We start from the raw sequence: 13,152 nt of genomic DNA, 5'->3' as shown, positions 1-13,152 counted from the left end.
ACATCCCGTAAGCCGCAGCCACACCTATTGCCGGCGCACCCCGCACAATCATCGTTTTAATCGCCTTCGCCATATCTTCGCTACGGTGAATTTCCACCACAGCATACTCATTAGGTAAACGGGTTTGGTCAATTAGTATGACTGAATTATTCTGCCAAATGACGGGGTAAATCATAAATATTGGGGATTGGGAACTGGGGATTGGGGACTGGGTAAGAATTAGGTATTGTCTTCCTCTAAACCCTTACGCCCTTACACCCTTACACCCTTTCAATTTGGAAAGTAAGCAATAATCATAGCAATTTCTGGGTGATTATGAGCGATCGCTTCTGGTGCTTTACCAAATAGTGCCATGAGTTGGGTTTTGTGTTTGACTCCACCATTTAACAGCAGTAAGTCATTGGTTTTAAGTAATCGTGAAACTTGTCGGACGAAATTACCTCGTACTTGTTGAATTGGTGTGTCTGGTGGCAGTTCAACATTGCGTAAATCGCCTGTTTTTCCCTTGGCTGAGACAACTTGTAACAGTTGAAGAGTGGCTTTGAGTTCTGTAGCTAAACTCTTGGCTAGTCAATACTTTGGTTAAAAGAATTTTCTCGCGTCTGTTCGGTGGTGAATGCTAAAAATACCCGATTGGTGTGTTCAATAGGTAGGGGAAAACGCGATACCAACACAGGGACGCTGCTACGCTGTACAATCCGGTCTATCACACTACCAAATAAATTTTCTTGATAAGTAGAATAGCCTTTCCAGCCGCAAATGACGACGCTGGCTTGTTTTTCTTCCGCTACACGGGCAATACCCTTATCAATAGATTCATCAATTCTCCCAATAGGGTTAACATTCGCCACGGCTGCATGAGCAATCATTTCTGCTGTGGATAACAGTTGGCTTTGTCTGGTTTTCGCCTCTGGGGAAAGGGGGGTATTTTCTTCGAGTAAAACATGGAGTGGTAACAGTGTCCCATTTGCTGATTTAGCGAGAATAATCGCTAATTTGAGGAGATTATCTTCTGTACTGGGGTTAGCTACCGGAACTAAAACGCGATCGCCTATATGATCATCTGCGAATTTCTGGACACTAACGGCTTCTGGTTTGAGTTTGCGTCCCCATTGATTTGTTACCCAAGGCGAAGCAATACAGGTAACTAAAATCATGGCTATTGTGCCATTCACAGTTAATTCATCGACTAGCTTAATGTTATAAGCAACGGTGATGGCTGCTAAAGTTGATGCAGCTTGTGCTACCGATAGCCCAAACATCACCATGATATTGTTAAAATCCATCCCAAATAACTTACCAGCACCCCAAGCAGGTAGATATTTAGCCACAATAGCCACAGCTACCATCACACCAGATACTAACAGCGATCGCGGATCTTTAATCAAAATCCCAGGGTTAACCAGCATCCCCACGGAAATCAAAAAGAAGGGAACAAATAAGGTATTACCAATAAATTGAATGCGGTTCATCAACGGGCTAAGTTGGGGAATCAGTTGGGTAATGGCTACCCCCGCCAAAAACGCCCCAATAATTGGTTCAATCTGCACCAATTCCGCCCCAAAGGACACCACAAATAAGGTAGCCAAAACAAAGGTAAATTCTGCCCCTTCATCGTGACCAAATCTCTGGAAAAACCACTGGCCAATACGGGGTACACCCCATAAAGTCAAAAAAGTGTAGACTATCAACGCTGGGATCAAAAATAACCAAAAACTTAAAGTTAAACTACCTTGGTGCGCCCTGACTACTACAGCTAACACCAACAGTGCCAAAATATTAGTAATTAAAGTGCCGCCTAGCGTAGTAGTCAACACTTGAGAACGCATAATCCCTAATTTACTGGCAATGGGTAATGCTAGCAGGGTATGGGAAGCAAAACAGGAAGCCACTAAAATTGCAGGTAAAGCCCCATAACCAATACTCATCATGGCTACCGTACCCAATACCATTGGTACAGCAAAAGTAGCTAGCCCAAAGACTACCGCCTTATCTGCATTGTATTTCATGTCATCTAAGCTAGTTTCTAAACCAGCCATGAACATGAGAAATAATAAGCCCACAGTGCCTAACAAGACGATGGTACTGTCCCGCGCCAACAATCCCAAGCCATTAGGGCCGACTAACACCCCTGCCAAAATTAATCCTACAATTCCTGGTAGCCGAATTTTCTCAAATAATAACGGGGCAATTAACATAATCCCCAAAATCATCAAAAATACGGGTACTGGGTCTTTAATGGGTGTGGATAACACTGAAGCTATCTGTACATGAGTTATACCCAGCCAGAAAATTAATTGCATAGTTATGGGGGAGTATATAAGCTGACTCGAATATTAGTACCATTTCAAACAGGCGATCGCATCTCCATTAGAGTCAGCTTTATATCTATCAGTTCATCAATTTCTGGCTAAAAATCCCTTTGATCGACATTACCCTTCAATCACAGATAATTTTCAACCATCTTAAGGAGGAAAATCATCTTTCAGTTTCTCAAAACACTGAAAAAATCTCCAATTCGTGGAGTAAAAAAGTTTGTAGTAAGGACTTTAGTCCTTAAAATTCCAGCATTCTCAAAATTGAGAAAGCCAACTCACTACATTAAAAATCGCCAACGACGAAAAGAAATCCCCAGCACAGACATAAAAAAACCGCTAAATTGACAAAGCAGTATCACAAAATTGCCAATCAGCGTTGATATTTTGCTCACTAGGTGGCGAAAAGCATAGTAGACAAATTTGCACCCACGCCACTGCTGTTGCAGTTGGCGATGGGAGTATATTAGGCTTGTCGGGAATAGTATTCCACAACCAGCAGTTCGTTAACTTGGAGAGCTACCCATTCGCGTTCAATAACACTGTTTACTTTAGCTTCCAGTTTGTTTTTATCAAACTCCAAATGATTGGGAAGGTTTGCCAAACCGGGATACTGTAAATTCGTTTCCACCAACTTCCGGGATTGCGCTCTGTCTCTGACCGCAATTACTTCTCCAGGACGAATTTGATAGCTGGGGATATTTACTACACGACCGTTAATTGTAACGTGACCATGACTGACCAACTGTCTAGCAGCTGGGATGGTGGGAGCCATACCCAAGCGGAAAACGGTATTATCCAAGCGCATTTCTAGCAATTGCAGCAGCACTTGACCGGTAGAACCAGTTACACGTCTAGCTTTCCGCACATAACGTAGTAACTGCTTTTCGGTTAAACCGTAGTTACAACGGAGTTTTTGTTTTTCTTCTAAACGGACAGCATATTCAGAACGCTTCTTGCGGTTCTGACCATGCTGACCTGGAGGATAAGCGCGTCTTGCGCTCTTACGAGTTAATCCTGGCAATTCGCCTAAGCGACGTACAATTCTAAGCCGTGGCCCTCTATATCGGGACATGAGTTTCCTTAATCTAATCCTGTTTAAATTTTACCCAGACATACTATTATAAATACTCGCAATTAAGAATTGCAAAAATAATTTTTAGTCAATGGTCAATAGTCAACAGTCAATAGTCATTAGTCATTAGAAAACAGGGAACAGGGAACAGGGAACAGGGAACAGGGAACAGTTTTTCTCATCTCCTACCTTGTCTCCCTTGTTTTCAATCCACATTACCCCAATCCCCAATCCCCAATCCCCAGTCCCCAATCCCCAATCCCCAACCCCAAAATAAAAGATTTTTCTTCCTGTTCTTTGGTTTTGCCTGATTAGCCAAAGATTTGTTGCACATTTGAGTTAGCATAACTTTGAGTGTTCAGACGATCGCAATGTGCAGAACACAGGTTAGTGGGGGGAAATCCTAAATGGACTTGAAAACTCGTATGATTCGGATGATCGCACCAGTATTGGCTATAGGCGGCTCTGTAGTGATGAGCTTCCCTAGTATGGCTACTACCTATAATGATTATCGCGCCTGTGCAGGCCGACTTTTAGGAGTTGGCGTGAGTGAGCAAGCGGCTTCACAAGCTTGTGCTGAAGCTTTGCGTCCTACAGACTTATCGGCTTGTGTGGTGTTCATTGATCAACGCACGGAAATTAGTGCTAGTGATGCCTTAACTACCTGCACCAGAGCCAGAAGACCAAAGGAATTAGCTACCTGTGTAGTTTCAGTTAGTAAGAATACTCAAGAAGCAATTAATCCAGATGTGCTGAACTACTGCGGACGCAGTTTACTACCAGTGCGTTTTGCGGAGTGTGTCGTTGGTTTGCGTGCTGAGACGAAGCTTGCGCCTAATGAGGTGTTGAATACCTGTATTAATGGTAGCGATCGCGTGACTGGTTTTGCACCTACTTCACTGTCACCAGTTCAGCCAAACACACAATCCAATTCCACTTTTGAAGGTCAACCAGTTCCTCAAAGTCCAGGCATCTAAATTTAGACACTAAATTTTGCGGGAAGTTTTGATCGGATGTTTCCTCCGATCAGAATTTTCTCAGGCTGATTTTGCGGTGAAGATGCAAAAATTGAAAAATCTGCCAAACCCCTGGTTTAATGGCTGGGGATCAATTCAAGGTGTCAAATCCAAAATCCCAAGATCAAGTCAGCCGAATGTAGCGAAAAATTCTGACAATTTGATATATTGATTTTGCAGGTTTCTGAGACGAATTCTGCTCAACCAAAATAGTTAAAATCTAAATCTAGCACAGACGATAGCTATCTGCTAGTTCAGCCAATTTATCCCAAAGTCTGAGATCCTGCTTGTTTTGAAGATAGCAAAATCTCGTTTATAGCTGCTATGCAGATGCTCGTTTGTGATCTTGAAGAACGTTTTTGTGGTGTTACTGATTGTTAGGTTGGTTGTACAAATCACTGTTTTTGATTTGTGATTAATCTTCTTTTCTGCCAAATACCATCTGTAAAATCATGGGGATACCTCCAGATTGATGATATTTGTCTGCCCAAGCTCGGATGATTTCATCTAATTCCTGCATGGCTTCTTCCCATCTTTCGGGCGGAATATCTAATTCCTCTAAAGCACGCATGGCATTCGGTCTTCTTTCTGCCCAATCTTTCATCATACGGAAATATCGAGCAGTGTCTTCTACCATGATGTAGGTGCGCTCTTGGTCGTCAGCTGGCGCATAAAAGGGACGAGTCAGGGCGTAAAAAGGCATTCCCCAAGGTGAATCGATTCGTGTCACCGTGCCTGAGTAGAGCAGACGACGTTTGATATGCTCTCCTAAGGCCTCACTCAAAGGCATTTGATGTTCTGGTGGTAAGTCTTCTTGCGATCGCTTATGGAGAAATTCAATTAGCTCGACAAATTCAAATGATGTGACTAACTGAGCATCGGGTAAATTACTGGGTAATTTCTGCTCAATTTGTTTCTTTTCTTCACTAGTTAAACTCGTCCCAGGAATTCTGGATCTACCAGGGTGCCAAGGAAACTTCTCCATCCAAACATAGGGAAACTGAATCAGATAGCGGGGTTCTTGTGTACCCAACATCTTTAACAGTTTGCCTTCCATTAAAGCCTGTCTGACTTCCTCAACGATGATTTTGACTCGTTTCGGCTCTAGATGATGCAAATGGCCTGTCATCCGTAGATTTTGACCTTGCTCTAGATAAGTCATATAAATCGCACACTTAGCGGCGGTAGCTGCTGCATCTAAGAATGCGCCGTGTCTATGCCCACTTGTCCGCATGGCACTAAATGCCAGGTATAGCATGATCTGATCCATCGCGCTGGGGCCAAGACGTTTGATCAGATCGATATCGTTACTCATAAATTACAAATAGTTGAATACACACTAAGTTAGTTTAAAAAAGTAATTGCAATACACCTAATGGCAGGTGTTCTCACCGCGCCAGAATGTATATTATGGGTTTCGTAACTAATAATTTGTATTCAAATTACCCATTCCTCCATACTGTGGTTCGGTAAGAGTAGTAATCGTGAGACTACGAGAGTTATTTCTGTATCTTACCGAAAAATAGCGATTTAACTGCCAGAATTTACCCATGATATCTTTGTCAGGCACTAACGAACTATATAATATATGGTTCTAATAAGTAACCTACAAGGACTTTCTGCTATATCCGGATTTTCTGTTGCCCTTTATTTAGTAACTCTCAGTAACAATTATTTCCAACAACTTTGGCTATCTACCAAGTTTGGAAGATAGCTTAATTGAATATATTTACTGGAGTTACCGTTCCAGAACGTTTCAGGTTTTCAGTGACGTGCGGACTCTGGAAAAACTTGCTAATCGGTATATTCTCAGAGACAACAAGGAGTAGTTACTCTCAAAGAGTCACTTGGCAACCTACTGAACGTCTAAAAAGTAGGGCGATTTTTCTTACCATGAAATGCGGCATCCCTGCTGATTGGTAGCAAGTGAGTTCCTTGCATAGAGGGAAAGTCACAGATACTTGATTAGGTAGAGCTTTCGACTGTCGCCATACGGTTTATTTGCTCACAACATAATATTCTATCTTCAGATATCATGGCATTAAAATTATGTGAATTAATTTATTTTTAATCTTTTATTTTTTAATATTTAAACTCGGTCAGCACTAGATAAGGATTTGCTAAATCCAATTATCAAAGTTTAATGACATTGAGATTTATAGGACTACGATAATACTAAAAAGTAAGAATGTTAACTGGCCTGACTTAGTTGGTAATTTCTCAATAGCGACATGAGTAGAATGCTATGTCATGCCACAACTTTAGCTTCTGCTCCAGGTTTTTGGTTTCCATCTAAATTAACCAGTTTCTCCATCAATGGTATAAATTCTTTGGTTAAAGATGAACACTAAGAATTTTAGGCATCATGTTGGGAATTTTAGATAGTTAAAATGATATGACATTTCTGGTATCAAAATTTATGGCTGATCAAAATAGTTAATACCAGAGAATTAGTTTTCTGTCCCAGAGGACGGGTTAGGATTTCGCACTTTACCAAAGCTAAAGGCTGCTGCTCCAAAAGTGACAAATAACACGCCCAAAACTTGGACAATGTTGAGTGTTTCTTGGAGGACTAAGCCAGCAAAAATCACGGTCAAAATCGGTACACCAGCACCAATAACTGCCGATCGCGGCGCGCCTAACTTACCAACCCCCAGATGATTGCACACATAGCCAACGAGCGTCAAGACTCCTAAAATCGCTGCACTTAAAACAATTTCTAGTACCTTAGAGGGATCAACGGCAAGACTCCAATTACTGGGTAAAGGCAACATTAAAAAGATGAAACTCAAAACCAACATGGTGGCGAAATTAACAAATGTCAAAGAGACAGGATGTATTTTAGTAGCACAAGCTCTAGTTAAGAGTAAATAACAAGCAAAAGCTACTCCAGCTAAGATTGCCGTGATCCCTCCTAGTAAATTATTGTTATTCATCCCATTAGCAATGAAAGCACCGCCAAACACCAGTAATTCTCCGCCAAAGATTGCACCTAAAGCGGTAGTGCGGAAACCACTGGGGCGATCGCGTAACAGAAACCAAGATAAAAGGCTGACAACAACGGGATAAACAAAGAATAGAGCGATCGCTGTTCCTGTTGCGACTTGGCCAATGGCGAAGTAAATCAAAACCTGGGATAAAAACAAAAAGCAACCACTAGCAATAATTAACTGCAAACCACTTTGTCGCCTACTGCGGGGAGAACCAGAGTTTTTCCCAAAAGATTGCTTGAGGGTTTGTAAATCCTCCCAGACTTGGGGGTGCATCATAGGAGCTAACAGCATCATCAATGGTACTACCACCATCAAGCGCAAAGTGAGAATTAACATAATATTTCCCACTGTTGGCGCAATTAAGCCAGCAATTTCCAAGACAGCCGAGGTTTGAGAGGTTTTATAAAACATCCCCTTGATAGCGACGTTGTACAGTGATGACATCACAGCCGACGCAACTATTAGCAAAAAGCCAATTTGAACTGTAGATAAATTAGAAGAACGACGGGATCTAGTTGGAGGCGGCGAAGATACCCGTTTTGACGATGGTCTAACTACTGGAGCCGGATTTTCTTTAGTTGGAACATCTGTTTGCAGTACAGAAATTGGTTCTTGAGCCTTTTCCTGATTGGATGGGGGTTTGGGTTGAGTGACTGCAACAGGTTCTGGCAGTTTTTCTGGCGGTGGGGATGTAATCTGAGTTTCAGGTATTGACGGCTGCAACACAGAAATCGGTTCTGGTGGCTGCAAAGATGGAATTTCTGGAGGGGTGATCTCTGGTACAGAGATTTCTGGCTGTAGCACAGAAATCGGTTCTGGTGGAGATTTGACTTCGCTGGGTGGTGTAACTGTCGATGTAACAGGTTGTTGAGCAGGTGGAGGAATAATAAATGGTGCGGAGGGCGCAGTTACAGATTGTTGCGGTTCTATCGGTTGGGAAAAAACCTGCTCTACTGTTTGAGGAGTTTGTAAAGCTGTATTAGATTGAACTTCCGCAGGTTGGATGACTGTAGGTGGAGATAAGTTAACGACGGAACTAACATTAGAAGATGGAACTCCCGTCGGTTGTATGACTGTAGGTAGAGATGATTGAGCGGCTAGCTGTGAAGCTTCTTGAATAGTTTGGCTGAGTTCATTACGCAGCTGACTGATAAAGTCTTCTAAAATAGTTTCCCCTTGCTGCTGCTGATCGTACATCCGCGACAGCTGTTGGGAGAGATTGTTTTGATAATTTTTGAGTTCTTGTTGTAGGGAATTAAAAGTGATGGTGAGGTTATCGTCTAGATTACCCAGCATTTTTTCTGCTTGCTCTAAGTTGTTATTCTCAGAATTCACTACTTGAGCCGACTTGAGAGCAGCAATTTGACTTTCGGTTTGGCTAGCTATCTTCGCTAAAGAAGATTGTAGTTGAGAACAAATGTGTTTAGCTAGAGCTTCTGACAACTGCCGGATTAACACCTGCTGTTCTGTAATTCGTCTAACTTCTTGTAAATGTTCTTTTTCTTCAATTAATTGGTTAATTTCCTCAGACAAACGCTCTTTTTCGCCTTGCAATCTTTTAATTTCATCTTGCAAGGATTTAAGTAAACTTTGTTGGATACTTTCTAAATCTTCGACGACAGCCCACAGAGCTGATTCTGCGGCTCTGGATATGTCGCCTCTGACTCTTGGGTTGTCTGGTCGCTTCTCAAATCGCCCCATTAGTTTCTAACCTCTATACACCTTGACGATAAAGCTGCTTCCTGTCAAATTGCGTGGTGCTAATACTAAGTTTCTGGTATTTTGTCAAATTAAAGAGAAAATCTTAACAGGACTTACGGATATCAACGCCATTTTGTCATGCTTACCCCAGTATTGGCAAAGCATACTATTTGACCCTCCGAATTTTAGATTTTAGATTTTGCGGAAAGTCTGAGCGGAGGTTTCCTCCGTAGACGCTTTGCGGCTTGCCCGCAGGCATCAGAACTTTCCAAGACGGATTTTTCCTTGTGGTTCAAGCCGGATTCCTGTTGGTAGCAAAAATCCCAAGTCTCCAAGCTGTCACCTCAGAGTGGGTGCAATCATTCCAAAACCTTAAATCTCAAATCCCAAGTTGGTTAACTCACAGCTTATTTATACTGTGTCTGTTTTCAGATCACAGAATAATTTGTCACTCATCAGTCTGATTTCTTGTTCAGTTTGCCTCAGTAAGATTTTTGCAGAGAAAAATTTGTGACTCAATATCAATAATTGTGTTGTTTTTAGCAATAGGGATTACTAGGTGTTTGCCAATATATTACCGATTGCTCAATAAATACTAGGGTTTTAAAGTTACCTGTAACTTTTTATAGAATGTAGCTTGTATAACAGTTTATCTCTTCAGTTAAGGAAGAAATTAACATTATTTCCTTAAGACGTATTGTAATTAATTAGCTGCCATTTTGCCAAAATACATTCTATTATTCATGCTAAAAGCAGATCACAACCGGAAAATCTGCAAAAAGATTAATTTAAATTCATATTAATAGTTGATATTAAAAAATAATCATCCTGGCAATACTAAAGATTACCGCACTGAGAACTGCACTTAGAGGTACAGTTATTATCCAAGCTGTGGCTATGCCCTTGAGTGTTTCAAACTTCACTGATTTGATGTCTTGCACAAGACCGATCCCCACTACACCACCGACAAGGGCGTGAGAAGTGGAAACAGGTAAACCCAGGCGAGAAGCAATGAGGATAGTAGTAGCGGTGGCGAGTTCAGCGCAGAACCCACTACTAGGTTGTAGGGCAATGATATTCTCGCCAATAGTCGCAATGACGTTTTTTCCCCAGACAGCAAGACCGCCAACTATTCCTACACCGCCGAGAATTAAAATCCACAGAGGAATATCAATACTATTGGTGGGTACTTGACCAGTGCGAACAATATAAACGATCGCCACTACAGGCGCGATCGCATTACCCACATCATTAGAACCATGTGCAAAGGCAACAAAGCAGGCACTTAATACTTGGAAGCGGGCGAAAAGGGTTTCTAGGGGATTGGGGACTGGGGATTGGGGACTAGGGATTGGGGATTGAGGATTGTATTTTTCTCCCTCTGTCTCCTTTGTCTCCTTTGTCTCCTTTGTCTCCCCTGCCCTCTGCCCTCTGCCCCCTGCCCCCTGCCCCCTGCCCCCTGCCTTGTCGAGTTGTCGCCAACTCACAACAGTCAATACAACGGCGGCTAATGCACCTATGACTAGGGCGATATCGTGGGGGGGGAGGTGGATGCCGAATTGGGCAGTTAAAAAATTGTTGATGGGTAGAGTGAAGGGAGGTAGAACAATTACGCCAAATACACCGATGAGGACTGTACTTAGCCAGGGTATCCACTCTTGTAGTTGTTTGGTTTGATGAGGTTGATCCAAAATCCAGTTTTTGATTTGACTATAGAATAAAGCGGCGATCGCTCCACTGATAACTGGTGTTAAAATCCAACCGATAGTAATTGAGCCGATGGTTGACCAATCAATTGCCCCTACGCCTAAAGCTACCCAACTAAAACCTGCGATCGCACCGACGACTGCATGGGAGGAAGATACAGGTAAGCCCTTGGCTGTGGCAATTTGCAGCCAAACACCACAAGAAATTAACACTGTCACCATGCCAATGGCTAAAACTTGGGGTGTAGCGGCAAATAAATCAGGATTGGCTACTTTGGTTGCGAGGGTAGCTGTCACTTGATGACCAAATAAAACCGCACCAGTGAATTCTAAGACCCCAGCAATAATGAGTGCCTGCTTGAGAGTAATCGCCTTAGAACCTACCGAAGTTCCCATTGCGTTAGCAACGTCATTCGCTCCAAGATTCCAGGCTACATACAAAGCTAGTAAGGCTACTATCAGTAATGTAATCGGTATTTCCATAGATGGGGAGAGGGGGAAGACCCTGAATTAAGAAAGGGGGCAGGGGGCAGGGGGGACAGAGGGAGAAAAGGATAATCCCCAGTCCCTAGTCCCCAGTCCCCAATTTACGGATAAATGAGGATTTTATAAGTTTCTGCCGTAGGGGCGATCGCTTGGTCTACGGCGGCTGATAAATCTTTTAGGGGGTAGCGATCGCTGATGAGGGCTTTTACATCTATGCGACGATTGAATACGATGTCGGCGGAGAGATTTTGCAGGCGGTAGGAGGAACTATAGCTACCCATTAAATCGATTTCTCGACGGTAGAGAATGTTGGGGTTCATGGGGATTTCTACTTCATCGGGAAATTCGGCGAAAAATAGGATTTTGCCGCCTTTGCGGGTACAGTCTAGGGCTTGAAAGAAGGCTTTATCACTAGGTACGGCTAACAATGTCACATCAACGCCTAGTCCCCCTGTAAGGGCATGAATTTTGGCTGCTAAATCGGGATCACGCGCATCAAAAGCGGCTTCTGCACCAACATTGATGGCTTTTTCGATTCTAGAGGGTAATAAATCAGTGGCGATCGCTTTTCCCCCGAAATACTTCACCAACATGATAAACATTAAGCCAATTGGCCCTGCACCGGTCACTAATACCGTTTGTCCTGGGGCAATTTGGGCTTTTTTCACTGCCTTTAAACAGCAGTTGGTAGGTTCAACAAAACTGGCTTCCTCAAAACTGATATCTTCGGGGATCGGAATTAATCCACCATTCTGGACGATATGACCAGGAACTTTTACATACTCAGCAAAGCCACCGCCACTGGCGTTAAATCCTGCTGTTGTGGAAATGTTTTTATAGACATCACACATGGAAAAGTTATCATTCATGCAGTAGGCACAACGCATACAGGGGATATGGTGCATTACTGCTACCCGTTGTCCTAGCTGCCAACCTGACACTTGTGAACCTACTGCGGCGATAATTCCGGCGGTTTCATGGCCAAAGATGCGCGGTGGTTCATAGAGAGGATAACGAATTTTTTTAATATCTGACTGACATAAGCCAACTACTTGCACCTGTACCAACACTTCGTCTGGTTCGAGACTGGGTACGGGATTTCTTCGTAGGAGAGTTGATTTACACCTCTAAATACCTGTGCTTTCACGTTGATTTTTCACCGTTCAACGTTACTAGATTTAACATTAGTCGTCTACGTTCTGCTACAAGGTTTCAGATTTATAGGATAAAACATTACTCACAAAACCTGGTACTTCTCTAGCTAATAGGTCAAGTAATGCGTTGAAATTCATTGGTGGCTTTTTGAGACTTTGAGATTGTCTTTGCACCACTTTCACCATTTTGTCTGAATCGGAATTGTACAAATTAGTCAAAAACTCATCTGGAGATTGCGCTTGTATACTCCAAGGAGCTAGATCCTGATTCTGAAAATGCTTAAGATTGGAAGTCACAATAATATTAGCCTTAGCGACTACAGCAGTAGCAAGTACGTGGCGATCGCCTGGATGATTTGTCATGACTTCGATGAGTTCATCCGTTACAGCAACTATCGCATCAGGAAAAGCAGTTTTTATTTTTGTCTCCAGTCTTTTTGAGTTTTCTAGTGACATTCTCCCCGTAGCCACAAGATTACGAGTTGCACCATCCAGAATGTCTTGCGACCAAAAGGGGAAATAAAATCCAGCTTCAGACGCACATAGTAAAGTATCCGTAGATACATAGGGAAAAGTACGCATGAGTCTAGCACAGCACGTAGCATTTCTTTTTTTAACTGAGATGTTCAAATAGAATCTATCTAGTTCGCCCATAGTTAGCAAAATTCTACTCATAAAAGCCTAGTTCTTGGCTTTCTGCAATTAA

General features: G+C 42.5%; 7 protein-coding genes and 3 pseudogenes. 1 reads left to right on the top strand and 9 read right to left on the bottom strand.

Features of this window, described 5'->3' with window-relative positions; genetic code table 11:
* From CV014_RS27395 to CV014_RS30265, 4 genes and pseudogenes are all read right to left on the bottom strand, one after another.
* A pseudogene (locus CV014_RS27395) lies at positions 1–175 on the bottom strand (S-methyl-5-thioribose-1-phosphate isomerase); the annotation flags it as partial.
* Positions 176–270: 95 nt separating this feature from the next.
* Positions 271–2,303: pseudogene (locus CV014_RS27390) on the bottom strand (cation:proton antiporter domain-containing protein).
* Between the two features lie 478 nt (positions 2,304–2,781).
* Positions 2,782–3,390 (bottom strand): 30S ribosomal protein S4, encoded by a 609-nt coding sequence (gene rpsD, locus CV014_RS27385; protein ID WP_236144901.1) that lies wholly within the window; start codon positions 3,388–3,390, stop codon positions 2,782–2,784.
* 126 nt (positions 3,391–3,516) lie between these two features.
* Complete coding sequence (locus CV014_RS30265) at positions 3,517–3,642, bottom strand: hypothetical protein (protein ID WP_268964927.1); 126 nt, start codon at positions 3,640–3,642, stop codon at positions 3,517–3,519.
* A 155-nt stretch (positions 3,643–3,797) separates the two neighbouring features.
* On the opposite strand from CV014_RS30265, the gene CV014_RS27380 reads away from it, so the two are divergent.
* On the top strand, positions 3,798–4,367 hold the full coding sequence (locus tag CV014_RS27380; RefSeq protein WP_236144900.1) for a hypothetical protein: 570 nt from the start codon (positions 3,798–3,800) through the stop codon (positions 4,365–4,367).
* A gap of 454 nt (positions 4,368–4,821) precedes the next feature.
* On the opposite strand, the gene hetR is transcribed toward CV014_RS27380, so the two are convergent.
* From hetR to CV014_RS27355, 5 genes and pseudogenes are all read right to left on the bottom strand, one after another.
* On the bottom strand, positions 4,822–5,721 hold the full coding sequence (hetR, locus tag CV014_RS27375; protein WP_103139735.1) for a heterocyst differentiation master regulator HetR: 900 nt from the start codon (positions 5,719–5,721) through the stop codon (positions 4,822–4,824).
* Between the two features lie 1,135 nt (positions 5,722–6,856).
* The gene (locus tag CV014_RS27370) at positions 6,857–9,100 is read right to left on the bottom strand and encodes a DMT family transporter (RefSeq protein WP_236144899.1); all 2,244 of its coding nucleotides are present in this window, start codon (positions 9,098–9,100) and stop codon (positions 6,857–6,859) included.
* Between the two features lie 812 nt (positions 9,101–9,912).
* The gene (locus CV014_RS27365) at positions 9,913–11,289 is read right to left on the bottom strand and encodes an inorganic phosphate transporter (RefSeq protein WP_268964926.1); all 1,377 of its coding nucleotides are present in this window, start codon (positions 11,287–11,289) and stop codon (positions 9,913–9,915) included.
* A gap of 104 nt (positions 11,290–11,393) precedes the next feature.
* Positions 11,394–12,439 (bottom strand): annotated as a pseudogene (locus CV014_RS27360) (zinc-dependent dehydrogenase).
* A 55-nt stretch (positions 12,440–12,494) separates the two neighbouring features.
* Complete coding sequence (locus CV014_RS27355) at positions 12,495–13,028, bottom strand: PIN domain-containing protein (protein ID WP_236144898.1); 534 nt, start codon at positions 13,026–13,028, stop codon at positions 12,495–12,497.
* Between the last annotated feature and the right edge of the window lie 124 nt (positions 13,029–13,152).

The sequence above is a fragment of the Nostoc sp. CMAA1605 genome, assembly GCF_021596505.1.
Classification (GTDB): Bacteria; Cyanobacteriota; Cyanobacteriia; order Cyanobacteriales; family Nostocaceae; genus Trichormus.
Note: the sequence above shows the minus strand (reverse complement) of the source record. Positions and strands in the feature narration are given on the sequence as shown.

Excerpts from the sequence above, each read along its gene's own strand:
- CV014_RS27355 (WP_236144898.1), bottom strand. The coding sequence starts at position 13,028 with ATGCGTACTTTTCCCTATGTATCTACGGATACTTTACTATGTGCGTCT.
- CV014_RS27370 (WP_236144899.1), bottom strand. The coding sequence starts at position 9,100 with ATGGGGCGATTTGAGAAGCGACCAGACAACCCAAGAGTCAGAGGCGAC.
- CV014_RS27380 (WP_236144900.1), top strand. The coding sequence starts at position 3,798 with ATGGACTTGAAAACTCGTATGATTCGGATGATCGCACCAGTATTGGCT.
- CV014_RS27365 (WP_268964926.1), bottom strand. The coding sequence starts at position 11,289 with ATGGAAATACCGATTACATTACTGATAGTAGCCTTACTAGCTTTGTAT.
- rpsD (WP_236144901.1), bottom strand. The coding sequence starts at position 3,390 with ATGTCCCGATATAGAGGGCCACGGCTTAGAATTGTACGTCGCTTAGGC.
- hetR (WP_103139735.1), bottom strand. The coding sequence starts at position 5,721 with ATGAGTAACGATATCGATCTGATCAAACGTCTTGGCCCCAGCGCGATG.